The organism is Novosphingobium sp. HNCC26DJ243, assembly GCF_057180545.1.
Map to the genome: position 1 here is coordinate 152,198 of NZ_JBXUGN010000002.1, position 16,228 is coordinate 168,425.

General features: G+C 63.6%; 15 protein-coding genes. 11 read left to right on the forward strand and 4 right to left on the reverse strand.

Annotation, left to right across the window (positions count from 1 at the left end; genetic code table 11):
- Positions 1-114: 114 nt before the first annotated feature.
- Positions 115-4,275 (reverse strand): DNA-directed RNA polymerase subunit beta, encoded by a 4,161-nt coding sequence (gene rpoB, locus AC2A04_RS08220; protein WP_484211838.1) that lies wholly within the window; start codon positions 4,273-4,275, stop codon positions 115-117.
- Between the two features lie 450 nt (positions 4,276-4,725).
- Here rpoB and AC2A04_RS08225 point away from each other — a divergent pair, with 450 nt between their 5' ends.
- From AC2A04_RS08225 to AC2A04_RS08255, 7 genes are all read left to right on the forward strand, one after another.
- On the forward strand, positions 4,726-5,613 hold the full coding sequence (locus AC2A04_RS08225; RefSeq protein ID WP_484211839.1) for a hypothetical protein: 888 nt from the start codon (positions 4,726-4,728) through the stop codon (positions 5,611-5,613).
- Between the two features lie 175 nt (positions 5,614-5,788).
- Positions 5,789-5,938 (forward strand): hypothetical protein, encoded by a 150-nt coding sequence (locus tag AC2A04_RS08230; protein ID WP_484211840.1) that lies wholly within the window; start codon positions 5,789-5,791, stop codon positions 5,936-5,938.
- A 24-nt stretch (positions 5,939-5,962) separates the two neighbouring features.
- Complete coding sequence (locus tag AC2A04_RS08235) at positions 5,963-6,493, forward strand: DUF2975 domain-containing protein (RefSeq protein WP_484211841.1); 531 nt, start codon at positions 5,963-5,965, stop codon at positions 6,491-6,493.
- On the forward strand, positions 6,493-6,732 hold the full coding sequence (locus tag AC2A04_RS08240) for a helix-turn-helix domain-containing protein (RefSeq protein WP_484211842.1): 240 nt from the start codon (positions 6,493-6,495) through the stop codon (positions 6,730-6,732). The genes AC2A04_RS08235 and AC2A04_RS08240 overlap by 1 nt, the downstream gene beginning before the upstream one ends.
- A gap of 311 nt (positions 6,733-7,043) precedes the next feature.
- Positions 7,044-7,556: a 50S ribosomal protein L10 gene (gene rplJ, locus AC2A04_RS08245; protein ID WP_484211843.1), complete on the forward strand. Its 513-nt coding sequence runs from the start codon at positions 7,044-7,046 to the stop codon at positions 7,554-7,556.
- A 63-nt stretch (positions 7,557-7,619) separates the two neighbouring features.
- On the forward strand, positions 7,620-7,991 hold the full coding sequence (rplL, locus tag AC2A04_RS08250; protein ID WP_484211844.1) for a 50S ribosomal protein L7/L12: 372 nt from the start codon (positions 7,620-7,622) through the stop codon (positions 7,989-7,991).
- A 164-nt stretch (positions 7,992-8,155) separates the two neighbouring features.
- A complete protein-coding gene (locus AC2A04_RS08255; protein ID WP_484211845.1) occupies positions 8,156-8,620 on the forward strand; it encodes a hypothetical protein in 465 nt (154 codons plus the stop codon).
- 12 nt (positions 8,621-8,632) lie between these two features.
- On the opposite strand, the gene AC2A04_RS08260 is transcribed toward AC2A04_RS08255, so the two are convergent.
- The gene (locus tag AC2A04_RS08260) at positions 8,633-9,031 is read right to left on the reverse strand and encodes a c-type cytochrome (RefSeq protein ID WP_484211846.1); all 399 of its coding nucleotides are present in this window, start codon (positions 9,029-9,031) and stop codon (positions 8,633-8,635) included.
- Between the two features lie 110 nt (positions 9,032-9,141).
- Between AC2A04_RS08260 and AC2A04_RS08265 the strand changes: the two genes are divergently transcribed.
- The 4 genes from AC2A04_RS08265 (at position 9,142) to AC2A04_RS08280 (ending at position 14,442) form a co-directional block, all read left to right on the forward strand.
- Positions 9,142-10,518, forward strand: coding sequence for an MATE family efflux transporter (locus AC2A04_RS08265; protein WP_484211847.1), 1,377 nt, complete (start codon positions 9,142-9,144; stop codon positions 10,516-10,518).
- 138 nt (positions 10,519-10,656) lie between these two features.
- Positions 10,657-10,944 carry a co-chaperone GroES gene (groES, locus tag AC2A04_RS08270; protein ID WP_484211848.1) on the forward strand — a complete coding sequence of 96 codons (288 nt, stop codon included), beginning with the start codon at positions 10,657-10,659 and terminating at the stop codon, positions 10,942-10,944.
- Positions 10,945-10,993: 49 nt separating this feature from the next.
- Positions 10,994-12,637, forward strand: a complete 1,644-nt coding sequence (gene groL, locus AC2A04_RS08275) for a chaperonin GroEL (RefSeq protein ID WP_484211849.1) — start codon at positions 10,994-10,996, stop codon at positions 12,635-12,637.
- Between the two features lie 218 nt (positions 12,638-12,855).
- A complete protein-coding gene (locus AC2A04_RS08280) occupies positions 12,856-14,442 on the forward strand; it encodes an ATP-binding protein (RefSeq protein ID WP_484211850.1) in 1,587 nt (528 codons plus the stop codon).
- On the opposite strand, the gene AC2A04_RS08285 is transcribed toward AC2A04_RS08280, so the two are convergent.
- Both AC2A04_RS08285 and AC2A04_RS08290 read right to left on the reverse strand, forming a co-directional pair.
- The gene (locus tag AC2A04_RS08285; RefSeq protein ID WP_484211851.1) at positions 14,426-14,965 is read right to left on the reverse strand and encodes a GNAT family N-acetyltransferase; all 540 of its coding nucleotides are present in this window, start codon (positions 14,963-14,965) and stop codon (positions 14,426-14,428) included. The two genes, AC2A04_RS08280 and AC2A04_RS08285, sit on opposite strands and share 17 nt — an antisense overlap.
- Complete coding sequence (locus tag AC2A04_RS08290) at positions 14,962-16,167, reverse strand: DUF445 domain-containing protein (protein ID WP_484212242.1); 1,206 nt, start codon at positions 16,165-16,167, stop codon at positions 14,962-14,964. Before AC2A04_RS08290 ends, AC2A04_RS08285 begins: the two co-directional genes overlap by 4 nt.
- Between the last annotated feature and the right edge of the window lie 61 nt (positions 16,168-16,228).

Genomic DNA, 16,228 nt, shown 5'->3' on the forward strand with positions numbered 1-16,228 from the left:
CTCCCGCTGGCGGGAGGGGTTAGGGGAGGGCTTGTTGTCTCCGGGGGAAATGCCTGCCCTAACAGGCCCTCCCCCGACCCCTCCCGCAGGCGGGAGGGGAGAAATCGGCTCGGCTTACTCGGCTGCCTGCGCGAAATCGTCGTCGTCGGTGTTATCGAGCGACGAGAGTTCGACGTTGAGGCCGAGCGAGCGCATTTCCTTGACGAGCACGTTGAAGCTTTCGGGAATGCCGGCCTCGAAGGTATCGTCGCCCTTGACGATCGCTTCGTAGACCTTGGTGCGGCCGACCACGTCGTCCGACTTCACCGTCAGCATTTCCTGCAGCGTGTAGGCCGCGCCGTAGGCCTGGAGAGCCCAGACCTCCATTTCACCGAAGCGCTGGCCACCGAACTGTGCCTTGCCGCCCAGCGGCTGCTGGGTGACGAGGCTGTACGGCCCGATCGAACGTGCGTGGATCTTGTCGTCGACAAGGTGGTGCAACTTGAGCACGTACTTCATGCCCACCGTCACCTTGCGATCGAAAGCATCGCCCGTGCGGCCGTCGAACAGCGTCACCTGGCCCGATTCATCGAGACCTGCGAGACGCAGCATGTCGGTCACGTCGGCTTCCACCGCGCCGTCGAACACCGGCGAGCCCATCGGCACGCCGAGGCGGACCGACTGTGCGAAGTCGATGATCTGCTCGTCGCTGCGCGCGGCAATCTCGGCAGTATAGTTGCTGCCATAGATTTCCGAGAGCAGTTCACGAACCGCTTCCGGCGGCTGACCGGCTTCAGGGTTCGGGTTCGCTTCGCGCCATGAATCCAGCGCATCACCGATCCGCTTGCCCAGACCGCGAGCGGCCCAGCCAAGGTGCGTTTCGAAGATCTGCCCGACGTTCATGCGCGAGGGCACGCCCAGCGGGTTGAGCACGAAGTCGACCGGCGTACCGTCCTCGAGGAACGGCATGTCTTCCTGCGGAAGGATGCGGCTGATGATGCCCTTGTTGCCGTGACGGCCGGCCATCTTGTCGCCCGGCTGAAGCTTGCGCTTCACGGCAACGAAGACCTTGACCATCTTGAGCACGCCCGGGGCGAGTTCGTCGCCACGTTCAAGCTTTTCCTTGCGGTCCTCGAACTTCTCCTGGATCGCCTTGACGCTGGAATCGTACTGCGCCTTCACCGCTTCGAGCTGTGCCTGACGGGCGTCGTCCGCAACCGCGAACTTCCACCATTCATGGCGCTCGACATCGGCGAGAACCTGCTCGTCGATCTCCACGCCCTTCTTGATGCCCTTGGGCGCGGCCGCGATGACCTGGCCCAGCAGCATGTCGCGCAGACGGTTGAAGGTTGCGCGGTTGAGAATAGCGCGCTCGTCCTCGCGGTCCTTGGCGAGGCGTTCGATTTCCTCGTTCTGGATCGCGCGGGTACGGTCGTCGATCTCGATGCCGTGACGGTTGAAGACGCGCACGTCGACGATCGTTCCGGCAACGCCCGGGGGCAGGCGGAGCGAAGTGTCGCGAACGTCAGAGGCCTTTTCGCCGAAGATCGCGCGCAGCAGCTTTTCTTCCGGCGTCATCGGCGATTCACCCTTCGGGGTGATCTTGCCGACGAGGATGTCGCCGGGGTGAACTTCCGCACCGATATAGACGATGCCCGCTTCGTCGAGGTTGCGCAGGGCCTCCTCGCCGACGTTCGGGATGTCGCGCGTGATGTCTTCAGGCCCGAGCTTGGTGTCGCGGGCCATGACTTCGAACTCCTCGATGTGGATCGAGGTGAAGACGTCTTCCTTCACGATCCGCTCGGAGATCAGGATGGAGTCTTCGTAGTTGTAGCCATTCCACGGCATGAACGCGACGAGCACGTTGCGGCCGAGCGCCAGTTCGCCGAACTCGGTCGAAGGACCGTCGGCGATGATGTCGCCCTTCTCGATCATGTCGCCCACCTTCACCAGCGGACGCTGGTTGATGCAGGTCGACTGGTTCGAACGCTCGAACTTCTGCAGGCGGTAGATGTCGACGCCTGACTGGCCAGGTTCGATATCGCCGCTGGCGCGGATCACGATACGCGTGGCGTCAACCTGGTCGACGATGCCGCCGCGCAGGGCCGAGATCGCAGCGCCCGAATCGCGCGCCACGGTTTCTTCCATGCCGGTGCCGACGAAAGGCGCATCGGCCTTGATCAGCGGAACGGCCTGGCGCTGCATGTTCGAGCCCATGAGCGCGCGGTTGGCGTCGTCGTTTTCCAGGAACGGAATGAGCGAGGCGGCAACCGAGACGAGCTGCTTGGGGCTGACGTCCATCAGCGTGACGGTGTCGCGCGGAGCCATCACGAATTCGCCGTTCTGGCGAGCCGAGACGAGTTCCTCGACGAACGAGCCATCGGCGTTGGTTTCGGCCGAAGCCTGCGCCACCGTGTGCTTCTGCTCTTCCATCGCCGAGAGATAGATGACGTCCTTGGTCACCTTGCCGTCGATCACCTTGCGGTACGGCGTCTCGATGAAGCCGTACTTGTTGACGCGGGCGAAGGTCGACAGCGAGTTGATCAGACCGATGTTCGGACCTTCCGGCGTTTCGATCGGGCAGATGCGGCCATAGTGCGTCGGGTGAACGTCGCGGACTTCGAAGCCTGCACGCTCACGCGTGAGACCGCCCGGCCCGAGCGCCGAGACGCGGCGCTTGTGCGTCACTTCGGACAGCGGGTTGGTCTGGTCCATGAACTGCGAGAGCTGCGAGGAACCGAAGAACTCGCGCACCGCGGCCACGGCGGGCTTGGCGTTGATCAGGTCGTTCGGCATGACGGTCGAGACGTCGACCGAGCTCATGCGCTCCTTCACGGCGCGCTCCATGCGGAGCAGGCCGACGCGGTACTGGTTCTCGAGCAGTTCGCCCACCGAACGCACGCGGCGGTTGCCGAGATTGTCGATGTCGTCGACTTCGCCCTTGCCGTCCTTGAGGCTCACCAGTTCCTTGACCACGGCGAGGATGTCCTCGGTGCGCAGCGTGGTGACGGTGTCCTCGCAGTCGAGGCTGAGGCGCATGTTCAGCTTGACGCGACCCACGGCCGAAAGGTCGTAGCGGTCGGGATCGAAGAACAGGCCGTCGAACAGCGCTTCGGCGGTTTCGCGCGTCGGCGGCTCGCCGGGGCGCATGACGCGATAGATATCGGCCAGCGCGTGATCGCGATCGGGCGACTTGTCGGCCTTGAGCGTGTTGCGGATCCACGGACCGGTGGTCACGTGGTCGATGTCGAGCAGCTCGAGATGATCGATGCCGGCACGATCGAGAACTTCAAGGTTCTCAGGGCCGACTTCGTCACCGGCTTCGATCCAGATGCGGCCCGTCGACTCGTCGATCAGGTCCTTGGCGGCATAACGGCCAAAGATTTCCTCGGTCGGGATCAGCAGCTCTTCAAGACCGTCCTTGAACGCCTTGTTGGCAGCGCGCGGCGAAATCTTCTGCCCGGCCGGGAAGATCACTTCGCCTGACTTGCCATCGACGATGTCGAAGGTCGGCTTCGTGCCGCGCCACTGTTCGAGCACGAACGGAACCTTCCAGCCGGCTTCGGCGCGGGTCCAGGTCACGGTCTCGTAGAAGAAGTCGAGGATCTGGTCGTCGGCAAGGCCCAGCGCATGCAGCAGAGCGGTGACCGGCAGCTTGCGCTTGCGGTCGATGCGCACGTTGACGATGTCCTTGGCGTCAAATTCGAAATCGAGCCACGAACCGCGGTACGGAATGACGCGGGCTGCAAACAGGTACTTGCCCGAGGAGTGCGTCTTGCCACGGTCATGGTCGAACAGCACGCCCGGCGAACGGTGCATCTGAGAAACGATGACGCGCTCGGTGCCGTTGATGAAGAAGGTGCCGTTCTCGGTCATGAGCGGGATATCGCCCATGTAGACGTCCTGCTCCTTGATATCGATGAGCGACTTCGTCTCGGTCTCGGCATCAACCTCGAACGTGGCGAGCTTGAGCGTGACCTTCATCGGCGCCGCATACGTGATGCCGCGCTGGCGGCATTCGTTCACGTCATACTTGGGCGCTTCGAGGACGTATCCGTCCTTTTCCTTGATATCGAGGCTGGCGGTGCCGGCGAAATCCTGGATCGGGAAGACCGAGCGAAGCGTCTTTTCCAGACCCGAGACATAGCCCGTCGACGGATCGGAGCGGAGGAACTGCTCGTACGATTCGCGCTGGACTTCGATCAGGTTGGGCATCTGCACGACTTCGTGGATGTCACCGAAGATCTTGCGGATCCGCTTCTTCAGGCCTGGACGGCTGGGAGCTTTGGTAGCCATAAAGGTTACGCGCCTCTTTCAAGTACTGTGCCGGAAAACCGGCGGAAATCTGCCACGCGCAGCATGTGGCGCCACCAAACGGCAAAAGGCCGCACAGCGCATGGATTCCGTTCAACGGAATGATCATGGCCAGCAGCCTGTTGCGTCAGATGGATTGCCGACCGCTTCCTTCCGTGGCCGCCCCCTGCGCTTGGGGAAGCCTTGCTCGAAGCGAGGACAGGGGCGGCATATAGGCCGACACGGAGACTAAGTCAAAGCATGGCACGGACAATAATTGCTGGAGGGCCCCGCTCAAGCCGAAGCGCCTTCCTGTCCCTCCGATGAACGATTTGCTTAAGAGGCGATGAACAAATCGAGGCGGGCCAGTGACTTTGGTCAAGTCAGCATGAATATCCTGTCGCTTCGTCGTGTTGCCGGAACCTAAACATCGTTTCGTCGCGTTTTGATTTCATGACCAGACATTCGAACATATCGCCCCGCACCACCATGGCGATTTCAGCCATGCTGCTGCTTTCGGCCGAAATGGCCCACGCACAGGACGTCGCGCCTGAAACAACTGTCGCGCCGGCTCCGACGATCGTCATTCCGCCAATCGCGCCGGCAACACCGGCAACACCGGCGATTGTCGCACCTGAGGTCGCCAACGCAACGTCGAGTGCCCAGAGCACGCAAGCCGAGCGTGTGACCAGCGCTGTCCCGGCCCCTGCGACTCCCAGACAGACGAGAGCTGCGCCTGCGATTTCCCCGGCCAGTGGATCGAACGATCGCACGCCGGTGGCAGTCCTTTCGGAGCAGGCCGCGGCGTCTGAGCCGGCCATCGCACCGCTTCCGGCCCGGAGCGCAAACGAGCTGACTGCCACGACGTCTCTCCCGTCGGCAGCCGGTACGACGTATGCGGATAACGACGCGGCCGATTGGGCCATTCCGGTCGGTGCGGCTGCAACTTTGCTCGTGCTCGGCGGCGTAGCCTTTGCCGCCACCCGCCGTCGCCGCGTGTGGGAGGCCGATGCCGACTTCGTACCGCCGGTTGTGGAGCGCCCCGGGATGCGCCCCGCCGTCGATCGTCCGGTCTTCGCCGCGCCCGATGTCGCGGTGCCATCGCCATTTGCGAACCCGACTGCGGGCACGACGGCAGACGAGCGCGCCGAACTCATCGATCGCATGGTCGCTTCGCCGCCCGATGAGCGCAACCCCTTCACCTCGGCCAAGGCACGCCGTCGCCGGGCCCGCCTTATCGTTCAGTCGATGGGACGCGAAGCCGGCACACCTGCTCCGTCGCGCGCAGCGCCTTTTGCGGAACGCCCGCTGCGTGATCACCGCGTCCTCGCCGCTTATTGATCCGCTTCGCCCGTCGCCACGTCGTGGCGAAGAGCTCGGCCTCACTCGCACGCGCGGGTGGGGCCGTTCTTTTTGCCGTCGTCAGCGCGCCATATCGAATTTCGATATTATTGATTGACGATAAGGCGAATCGCATTTATTGAATACCGATATCGACCATATCGGAGAACGATCAATGCCCCGCCTTCATCACGCCGCTGCCGCGATCATCCCGCTGCTGCTGGCCGCCACGCTGTGGCTGCCCGTGACGGTCGGCAGCAACGCCTCGCTCGCCGTGGCCGACGGTCCTGTCGCCACCACTTACGCAATGCCGCTGGCGGCCTGACCCAAGTCTGACAGGAGGGAAATGATGTCGAAATTCCGTACCGACCCCTTGCTCGGGATCGCCAAGGCCCTGCTCACCTTCACAATGGCGGTTTTCATTTTCGCCCTTGTCGCGGTTGGGCTGGCCGCCGCTGCACTCATCGCGATGAAAGGCATCGCCGTTGCAAAACTGGTGGAGAACGGCGCCCCTGCCGAAGCCTACTGGGCGATCCTCGCGATGTTGCCACTGCTGGCGGGAATGCTGATGCTGTCGTATCGCTTTGCCCAGAACCTGCGGGCCATCGTCATCACGGTGGAGCAGGGCGATCCGTTCATTCCCGACAACGCCACCCGCCTGCGATCCATGGCCTGGCTCGCGCTCGCAATCCAGCTCGTCGCCATTCCGATCGACGCGGTCGGCAACTGGCTCGAGAACGTCACCGAGAAAGTGGGCGACGTGCAGGTCACGGCCGATGTCTCAACCAACGGTCTGCTCCTGGCGCTGGTGCTGTTCATTCTTGCCCGCGTGTTCAAGACCGGCGCGCAGATGCGCGAAGATCTGGAAGGAACGGTGTGATGGCACCCGAAAACCCGACCAGGATCGTGGTGAAACTCGACGACCTGCTCCACGCCCGCCGCATGACGCTGACCGAACTGGCCGAACGCATCGACCTCACGCTTGCCAATGTCTCGATCCTCAAGACCGGCAAGGCCAAGGCGATCCGCTTTTCGACGCTCGAGGCGATCTGCCGGGAGCTGGATTGCCAGCCCGGCGACGTTCTTGGCTACGAGGCGGATATCGCCGAACCCGCATAAAGCTTGACTTCCAGCACCGAATCCCACAGAGGCCCGCCCGACCGGTGGGCCTCATGGGCCTTCCGATCATCCGTCCGAGACAGTTGGCGTGCGGGATATGCCCGCACTTAATCTCCAACCTAGGCGGGGAAAAGAGTTTCTGGCCCTTCGCTCCTGTTCTGGACCGTGGTGCCACTCGCGCTGACGGACTTTTCGTTTCCGGGCGTACCTCCTTCCCTTCGTCAACGGACTCGCCGGTGCCCGCCTCGGGCATCGACAAACGTAGCCGACCGTGCGGGGCAACCCGACCGGTCATTTTGAAGGAGTTAGGCATGGATCGTTCGCAGAAAGCCGAATCGGTCGCATTCCTTAACGAGGTCTTTTCCGGGGCCGGCGCGGTGGTGATCACCCGCAACCTCGGCATGACGGTGGCCCAGTCCTCCGCCCTGCGCAACAAGATCCGTGAAGCGGGTGCTACCTACAAGGTTGCGAAGAACAGTCTTGCCAAGCTTGCCATCGCGGGCACCGATTACGAAGGTCTGGGTGATTTGCTCACCGGTCCTACCGCAATCGCGGCGTCCGCCGATCCGGTTGCTGCCGCCAAGGCAGTGGTCGAGTTCGCCAAGACCACCGACAAGATCGAAATCGTCGGTGGTGCAATGGGTTCGCAGGTTCTCAACGAAGCAGGGGTCAAGGCGCTCGCCTCCATGCCCAGCCTCGACGAACTGCGTGGCACGCTCATCGGCCTCATCCAGGCTCCGGCCACGAAGATTGCCCAGCTCACGACTGCTCCGGCAGCCAAGCTGGCTCGCGTCTTCGGCGCCTACGCCAAGGAAGCCGCATAAGACTGTTCGAATTCCGCCCGGCGGCGCAGTCGCCGGACGCCACCACATCAGGAGTGAAATACCATGGCTGATATCGCCAATCTCGTTGCCGAACTGTCGAAGCTGACCGTTCTTGAAGCCGCTGAACTCGCCAAGGCTCTCGAAGAAGCATGGGGCGTTTCCGCCGCTGCTGCCGTTGCCGTTGCTGCCGCTCCGGCCGCTGCTGCCGAAGCCGCTGAAGAAAAGACCGAGTTCGACGTGATCCTCACCGGCGACGGTGGCAAGAAGATCCAGGTCATCAAGGAAGTCCGCGCGATCACCTCGCTCGGCCTGACCGAAGCCAAGGCGCTGGTGGAAGCCGCTCCGAAGGCCGTCAAGGAAGGCGTGTCGAAGGCTGAAGCCGAAGACATCAAGAAGAAGATCGAAGAAGCCGGCGGCACCGTCGAAATCAAGTAATCTTCTCTACAAGTTTCGCGGGTGTCTTGAAGCACTCGCGGATGGGAAAGGCGGGGCTTCGGCTCCGCCTTTTTCGTTTGCACCTTCGCCTGCCTGCTGCGCGCATCTTGCAGGTCGCGTGACGACCCGACATGATTGCCCGATCGAACAGACGGGGGATGATCATGGGTGGGGATGTCGGGCGCTATCGCGCATTTGCGGCAGTGCGCGTTGATCAGCTGGAACACGAAGACGGCAGCTTGCGCCAATGGCTCCTGTTCGTGCGGCTCGGCAGCTGGCCGCTGCAACTCATCAGCATCGTCTTCCCGGTGGCCGCCGGATCATTCTCGATCGCAGACCTGGGCGCGGATTCCACGCTGGTCCCACTCTTCAGTTTCGTCGGTGCCGCAGCCGTGGCGCTGCACCGAGGATTGAATTGCGACGCCTACCAGAGCGCGCTCAAGCGCACGACCCAGGCAGTGCGCAGCATTATCGAGGATTATGAATGCATTGCCGCGCTGCCCGACGAGAAAGTCGCCGACGCGCTGCGCAAGGCCGAGGCACGACTGCACGAACTGCGCGCGACCAGCAATGACGTGCCGCCCCGCCGCCGGCAGAGCCTGCGCAATCTCGCGGCTTCGGCCACCTGATGGATTGCCAGCTTACTTCAGCGTCTTGAGATAGGCGATGATCGCCGCGCGCCTCGCCGGGTCGGCCTGACCGGCATAGGCCATGCGCGTGCCCGGCACTTTCGCCATCGGGCTCGCCAGAAAGGCATCGAGCGTTGCCGCGTCCCAGACCAGGCTCGATCCGGCCATCGCGGGACTATAACTCGCCCCGGCAAGACTGCCCGCTTTCCTGCCGAACACGCCATGCAGGCTCGGCCCGATAACGGTCTTGCCGGGCTCGACCGAGTGGCAGGCCTTGCAGATCGAAAATGCCGAGGGTGCAGAGCCATCGATCCCTTTGCCCGAACGCGCTTCCGAGGCCGCCGGATCACTGCCGCAGCCCGACAATGCCAGCGCGATCGCGACGATCGTGATGCATGTTGCAGCGCGCATCGTCATTATTCCTTCCCGAGCAGCGCGCGATGCAATCGCGCTCCGTTTCCTGGCCTGCCCAAGCAGGTCGCTTTCCATTCAGCCACGCCCGCCCTATGGCCCGTTCCCAAATGTTTGAAAAGCCGTCCTCCAGCTACACTCAGGAACTGCGCGCGATGCTTCGGCTCGCCGCGCCGATGGTTGGCGCGAACCTGCTGCAGATGGCGGTCTTTGCGGTGGACGTCGTGTTCGTCGCGCGCCTGGGGCCGGTTGCGCTGGCAGCGTCCTCGCTCTCGGTCTCGCTGTTCGGACTGCTGGTCTGGAGCCTGACCGGGCTGGTCGGTGCGGCCTCGCCCCTGATCGCGGCCGAGCTCGGCAATCGCCACCATGCGGTCCGCGAAGTGCGCCGGACCGTGCGCATGGCCGCCTGGGCAGGTGTCCTTGCCGGTGCCGTTGCCATGGGCGTTTGCCTGCTTGGCGGACCACTGATGCGCGTGACCGGACAGCAGCCCGAAGTGATCGCGCTGGCGGTGCCCTTCCTCAAGGTCCTGATGTGGGCGGCCATTCCCTCGACCATCGCGGCCTTGCTCCGCACGTTCGTGGCGACGCTCGGCCGCCCCACGATCGGCACGGTCATCACGGGCATGGCCGTGGGCATCAACGCCTTCGGCAACTGGCTGTTTGTATTCGGCAACCTCGGCGCGCCCGAGATGGGCCTCACGGGCTCGGCGATCTCGAGCATCATCACGACTGTCGCGATGGTCGCAGCCTATGTCATCGTGATCCGTACGGATCGCCGCCTGCGCCGCTATCGCCTGATGGGCCGCTGGTGGAAGGCCGAATGGAAGCGCTTTGCCGACGTCTTGCGCGTCGGCCTGCCGATCATGGGCACGATCATTGCCGAAGCAGGGATGTTCAATGGCGCGGCCTTCATCATGGGCCGGATCGGCGAGACCGAACTTGCCGCCCATACCATCGCCCTGCAGTTCGCGGCCATCGCCTTCCAGGTGCCCTTCGGAGTGGCGCAGGCCGCGACGATCCGCGTGGGCCTTGCCTTTGGTGGCAACGATCGCGCCGCGATCGCGCGGTCCGGACGCGTTGCGATGCTGCTGGGCATGGGTTTCATGATCGTGACCGCCAGCATCATGCTGTTCGCGCCGCACCTGATCCTCCATCTCTACATAGATCCGAACGCTCCGCAGAATGCCGCAATGGTCGTGCTGGCGGTGCAATACATGGCGGTCGCTGCCGCGTTCCAGCTCTTCGACGGCGCGCAGGCCGTAGGCGCCTCGCTCCTGCGCGGCCTGCAGGACACGCGCGTGCCGATGGGCTACGCGCTGTTCGGCTATTGGGTGCCGGGCATCGGGACGGCCGTGGGGCTGGGCCTCTACTCGCCGCTGGCAGGCCTCGGCGTGTGGATCGGACTGATGGTCGGGCTCGTCGTCGTAGCCAGCCTCATGCTGTGGCGCTGGAAGAACCGCGCCCGGCTCGGGCTTCTGCCCGGCTGAGAATTTTCGCTCACATGCGCGAAAAGATTCTTCGCCCAGACCATTGACGGCCTCTGGCCCTACTCCCATATCCCGCCCGCTGGCACTCTCCCCCTGAGAGTGCCAAGCCCCATTTTAAATTGGAAGAGGGAGCAACCCATGTCATTCCGTCCGTTGCACGACCGCGTGCTGGTTCGCCGCGTCGAAGCCGAGGAAAAGACCGCTGGCGGGATCATCATCCCCGACAGCGCCAAGGAAAAGCCCGCCGAGGGCGAAGTCGTTGCCACCGGCACCGGCGCCCGCGCCGAGAACGGCACGATCACCCCGATGGACGTCAAGGTCGGCGACCGCGTCCTGTTCGGCAAGTGGTCGGGCACCGAAGTCAAGGTTGGCGGCGAAGACCTGCTGATCATGAAGGAATCGGACATCCTCGGCGTGATCGGCTGATCACCCGGATTTTCCGAATTACCAATCCAGACATCCAAAGGAACACAACATGGCAGCCAAGGACGTAAAGTTCGGCCGTGACGCCCGCGAACGCATTCTGCGCGGCGTCGACATTCTCGCTGATGCCGTAAAGGTCACGCTGGGCCCCAAGGGTCGCAACGTCGTGATCGACAAGAGCTTCGGCGCGCCCCGCATCACCAAGGACGGTGTTTCGGTCGCCAAGGAAATCGAGCTCAAGGACAAGTTCGAGAACATGGGCGCCCAGATGCTGCGCGAAGTGGCCTCGAAGGCCAACGACGCAGCCGGTGACGGCACCACCACCGCCACCGTTCTTGCCCAGGCGATCGTCCGCGAAGGCATGACCGCGGTTGCCGCCGGCATGAACCCGATGGATCTCAAGCGCGGCATCGACATCGCCGTCGGCAAGGTCGTCGAAAACCTCAAGGCGCGTTCGACCCCGGTTTCGGGTTCGTCGGAAATCGCCCAGGTCGGCATCATCTCGGCCAACGGCGACATCGAAGTCGGCAGCAAGATTGCCGAAGCGATGGACAAGGTCGGCAAGGAAGGCGTGATCACCGTTGAAGAGGCCAAGGGCCTCGAATTCGAACTCGATGTCGTCGAAGGCATGCAGTTCGACCGCGGCTACCTCTCGCCCTACTTCATCACCAACCCGGAAAAGATGACGGTCGAACTCGAGAACCCGTACATCCTGATCCACGAGAAGAAGCTCTCGTCGCTCCAGGCGATGCTGCCGATCCTCGAAGCGGTTGTGCAGTCGGGCCGCCCGCTGCTGATCATCGCCGAAGACATCGAAGGCGAAGCGCTCGCAACGCTCGTGGTCAACAAGCTGCGCGGTGGCCTCAAGATCGCTGCCGTCAAGGCTCCCGGCTTCGGTGACCGTCGCAAGGCCATGCTGGGCGACATCGCCACGCTGACCGCCGGCGAGATGATCTCCGAAGACCTCGGCATCAAGCTCGAGAGCGTCACGCTCGGCATGCTTGGCCAGGCCAAGAAGGTCACGATCGACAAGGACAACACCACGATCGTCGATGGCGCCGGTTCGGCCGAGGAAATCAAGGCCCGCGTCGAGCAGATCCGTGCCCAGATCGAAGTCACCACTTCGGACTACGACCGTGAAAAGCTGCAGGAACGTCTGGCCAAGCTCGCTGGCGGTGTTGCCGTGATCAAGGTCGGTGGTGCGACGGAAGTCGAAGTGAAGGAGCGCAAGGACCGCGTCGATGACGCTCTCCACGCAACCCGCGCTGCAGTCGAGGAAGGCATCGTCCCCGGTGGCGGCACCGCTCTGCTCTACGCAACCAAGGCTCTCGACGGGCTCAAGGGTGCCAACGACGACCAGACCAAGGGCATCGACATCGTGCGCCGCGCGATCCAGACGCCGCTGCGCCAGATCGCGCAGAACGCCGGTCATGATGGCGCCGTCGTTGCAGGCAACCTCCTGCGCGAAAACGACGAGAACCAGGGCTTCAACGCCTCGACCGACGTCTACGAAAACCTGAAGGCTGCCGGCGTGATCGACCCGACCAAGGTCGTGCGCACCGCTCTTCAGGACGCAGCATCGGTCTCGGGCCTGCTGATCACCACCGAAGCGGCGATCAGCGAAAAGCCTGACGACAAGCCCGCAATGCCCCCGATGGGTGGCGGCATGGGCGGCATGGGCGGCATGGACTTCTAAGTCCGCGCCTTTCGACGCCGAAGAAATCGGGGCTGGACGGGAAACCGTCCAGCCCCTTTTTTTGCGATTTCGGCGGAACCAAGCCCCTCCTCGCGAATTATCGGCAAGATGAAAATCGTCCAAGGCGCGAGTGAACTGGTCGGCCCCCTATGACGGGGCACTCATCGTCGAATGTGACTGTCTTGCCCTCAGTCGTTGCAGACAGCGAAATCTTCAGGATGCTTTTCGAGAACATGGATGACGGTTTCTGCGTCATCGAGTTCTGCGACAGCCCGCATGGTCCGCTCTCGGACTACCTGCACATCGTCGCGAATGCCGCTTACGAGCGTCACACCGGCATTCCCGACGTCGTGGGCCAGCGCCTGCGAGAAATGGTCCCCGATGAAGCCGATGACTGGATTGCCTTCTACGGCAAGGTCCTTCACACCGGCGAGCCTATCCGCTTCCGCAACGAGCTTGTCGCTACCGGCCGTCATCTCGAAGTGACCTCGTTCCGGCTCGGGCCGTTCGAGAACCGGCTCGTCGCCGTGCTGTTCAAGGACGTCACCGAGAAGGTGCGCGCCGAACAGGCGCTGCACCAGCTCAACGAAACGCTGGAACAGCGCGTTGCGGATGCGCTGGCCCAACGCGAACAGGCCGAGATGGCCTTGCGGCAGGCACAGAAGATGGAAGCGGTCGGCCAGCTCACCGGCGGGCTTGCACATGACTTCAACAATCTTCTGGCCGGAATCACCGGCTCGTTCGAGATGATCGCACGGCGGCTCGAACAGGGCCGCACACCCGACGCCGAACGCTATGTCAGTGCAGGTCTCGGCGCCGCGCGGCGCGCGGCGTCGCTGACCCATCGCCTGCTTGCCTTCTCGCGGCGTCAGACGCTTTCGCCCCGGCCGACCAACGTCAACACGCTGCTCGAGGACTTCGTCGAACTCGTGGGTCGAACGGTCGGACCGGAAATCACCGTTACGGTGATTGCCGATGATGAAGCGTGGCCTGCCCTCGTCGATGCGAACCAGCTCGAGAACGCCCTGCTCAATCTGTGCATCAACGCGCGGGACGCCATGCCCGACGGCGGCACGCTGAAGATCGAGACGCTCAACGTCACGCTCGACGAGTCCGCTGCGCAAGAGCGCGGGATGACGCCGGGCGATTACATCACCGTTACCGTCAAGGACAGCGGGGTCGGCATCGCCGCCGAAGACCTCGAACGCGTTTTCGAACCTTTCTTCACGACCAAGCCGATGGGGCGCGGCACCGGCCTTGGCCTTTCGATGGTCTACGGCTTTGCGCGCCAGAGCAACGGACTGGTCCGCATCCGTTCGACGCCGGGCCAAGGCACCGCGGTGCGCATCTATCTGCCGCGGCACGATGGACCGGCGCAGGACAATGCGCTTGGTTCCGCCATCTCCCTGTCAACGCCGCAGCAAGGTGCCCGCGTTCTGGTCGTGGATGATGAGCCGACTGTCCGGATGATGATGATCGATGCACTCGAATTTATGGAGTTCGAATGCATCGAGGCGCATGACGGCGCATCGGCATTTGCGATGCTCGACATCAATCCAACCATCGACCTGCTTGTCACCGACGTCGGCCTGCCCGGCGGGACCAACGGGCGCCAGATTGCCGACGAGGCCCGGCGTCGCCAGCCCGGGCTCAAGGTTCTTTTCGTGACCGGTTACGCCGATACCGCCGTGCTTCAAAGCGAACGCATGGAGCCCGGCACTGCGGTCCTGACGAAGCCTTTTGCAATCGACGACCTGCAGCAGCGCGCGGTTGCCTTGCTGGAAAGCGTCAGCCTGTCGGCCTGATCCGCTCGAACAGATCGACCACGACACCATCGGGCAATTCGTGCTGGTCATAACGCTCGAAGCCGAGCGTTCCGGCGAGGGCAACGGAAGCGTCGTTGCCGCGTTCGATCATGCAGGCAACGCGCTGTGGCCCGTGTGCCGCGTCGAACCACCGCAAGGCGGCCCGCATCGCTTCGCTGGCATATCCCTTGCCCCAGTGATCCCGGGCCAGAATCCATCCCGCCTCGGCAACGTCATCCATGCCCTTGCCAAAGCCGCGCATCGACCGGAACACGCCGATCTGGCCGACGAAAGCCCCAGTCGACCTCTCGCGCGCCAGAAACAGACCATAGCCGTAAAGCTGCCATGACCCTGCCGCGCGCAGTGCACGCGCGAACATGTCGGTCGTCGGATCCTCGGGGCGCGGTCCCAGATAGCGATGGACCTCTGGGTCGGACACAAGGTCGCGCAGAAGCAGGTAGTCCTCGCGTTCCGGAACGGCGAGGACGAGACGTTCGGTCCCGACGAGCGGCGTCCTGGTCAAAGCGCGATGTCCACGGCGTGGAGCGCAAGTCCGACCAGACCGCCCACCAGCGTGCCGTTGATGCGGATGAACTGGAGGTCTCGACCGACAGCACCTTCGATGCGGTCGGTAACCGTCCGCGCGTCCCAGCGCTTGACCGTTTCCGAGACCAGCCGGACAATCTGTGCGCCATAGCGCGTTGCGACGCCGACCATCGTGCGGCGGGCAAAGCGGTTGACCACCCGCTGAAGTGCCATGTCGCGCTGCAGTGCCAGGCCCAGTTCGGCAAGGCTTGCCCCGAACTGACCACCCAGCGCGCCCTGGGGATTGCGGACAAGCTGCAGCAGCCGCGCACGACCGCGCTCCCATAATCCGTCAAGCCAGCGCGCGAATGCCGGATTGCCAAGGACTTCGAGCTTCATCTGCTCGACGCGAGCGCGCATGGCGTCGTCATGAACGAGGTCGTGGGCAAGTGTTTCAAGTCCCTCCTCAATCTTCCGGCGCAGGGGATGGTCGGGGACGACGAGCGTTTCGGCGAGCAGCTTGTAGATGCCGTCAAGCACGGCATTGGCGAGTTTCTCATCGAGGCCCGTCCAGCGCAGGATCGTGTTGGCGCGCTCATGGATCATCGCCTGGATCAGCGGCTCGTTCGCCTCGATCGTCTCGGCCGCCTTGCGGATCACGCTTTCGATGACCGCCATGTGCCGCCCATCGGCGATGGCTGCGCCGAGCAGCTGTCCAAGCAGCGGCGCAAGCTCCATTTTCTCGAGCTGGCGGCGCAAGGCGCCCTTGGCGATGCCGCCAAGTTCTTCGGGGTCAAGCGATTCGAGAATATCCGCAATTAGCCCCGCCGCGCCATCGCGCAGGCGGCTTTCGCCCGTGCGCGGATCTGCCAGGAAAGCACCGGCCGCAGCCGCCGCATTCACCGCTCCCATCCGCCGCGCGACGACCTGCGGCGTGAGAAAATTGCTTTGCAGGAACGCGGCCATCGTATCGGCGATGCGATCCTTGTTTTCGGGAATGATCGCCGTGTGCGGGATCGGCAGACCGAGCGGATGGCGGAACAATGCGGTCACGGCAAACCAGTCCGCAAGCCCACCGACCATCGCGGCTTCGGCAAAGGCGCGCACGAAGCCGAATGCGGGATGCACGTCCTGGAAGTGGCGCGCCACGCCATACATCGCGGCCATGGCCACAAGCAGGCAGGTGGCGATGATGCGCATCCGCCGCGCCCGGTCCACTGTCACCGGGGCAATTTGCCTCAATGCGCGCGTGATCTTGGCG

Excerpts from the sequence above, each read along its gene's own strand:
- rpoB (WP_484211838.1), bottom strand. The coding sequence starts at position 4,275 with ATGGCTACCAAAGCTCCCAGCCGTCCAGGCCTGAAGAAGCGGATCCGC.
- AC2A04_RS08255 (WP_484211845.1), top strand. The coding sequence starts at position 8,156 with ATGGGTGGGGATGTCGGGCGCTATCGCGCATTTGCGGCAGTGCGCGTT.
- AC2A04_RS08235 (WP_484211841.1), top strand. The coding sequence starts at position 5,963 with ATGTCGAAATTCCGTACCGACCCCTTGCTCGGGATCGCCAAGGCCCTG.
- AC2A04_RS08240 (WP_484211842.1), top strand. The coding sequence starts at position 6,493 with ATGGCACCCGAAAACCCGACCAGGATCGTGGTGAAACTCGACGACCTG.
- AC2A04_RS08280 (WP_484211850.1), top strand. The coding sequence starts at position 12,856 with ATGCTTTTCGAGAACATGGATGACGGTTTCTGCGTCATCGAGTTCTGC.
- AC2A04_RS08265 (WP_484211847.1), top strand. The coding sequence starts at position 9,142 with ATGTTTGAAAAGCCGTCCTCCAGCTACACTCAGGAACTGCGCGCGATG.
- AC2A04_RS08225 (WP_484211839.1), top strand. The coding sequence starts at position 4,726 with ATGACCAGACATTCGAACATATCGCCCCGCACCACCATGGCGATTTCA.
- groES (WP_484211848.1), top strand. The coding sequence starts at position 10,657 with ATGTCATTCCGTCCGTTGCACGACCGCGTGCTGGTTCGCCGCGTCGAA.
- AC2A04_RS08290 (WP_484212242.1), bottom strand. The coding sequence starts at position 16,167 with ATGCGCATCATCGCCACCTGCCTGCTTGTGGCCATGGCCGCGATGTAT.
- rplL (WP_484211844.1), top strand. The coding sequence starts at position 7,620 with ATGGCTGATATCGCCAATCTCGTTGCCGAACTGTCGAAGCTGACCGTT.
- groL (WP_484211849.1), top strand. The coding sequence starts at position 10,994 with ATGGCAGCCAAGGACGTAAAGTTCGGCCGTGACGCCCGCGAACGCATT.
- AC2A04_RS08260 (WP_484211846.1), bottom strand. The coding sequence starts at position 9,031 with ATGCGCGCTGCAACATGCATCACGATCGTCGCGATCGCGCTGGCATTG.
- AC2A04_RS08230 (WP_484211840.1), top strand. The coding sequence starts at position 5,789 with ATGCCCCGCCTTCATCACGCCGCTGCCGCGATCATCCCGCTGCTGCTG.
- rplJ (WP_484211843.1), top strand. The coding sequence starts at position 7,044 with ATGGATCGTTCGCAGAAAGCCGAATCGGTCGCATTCCTTAACGAGGTC.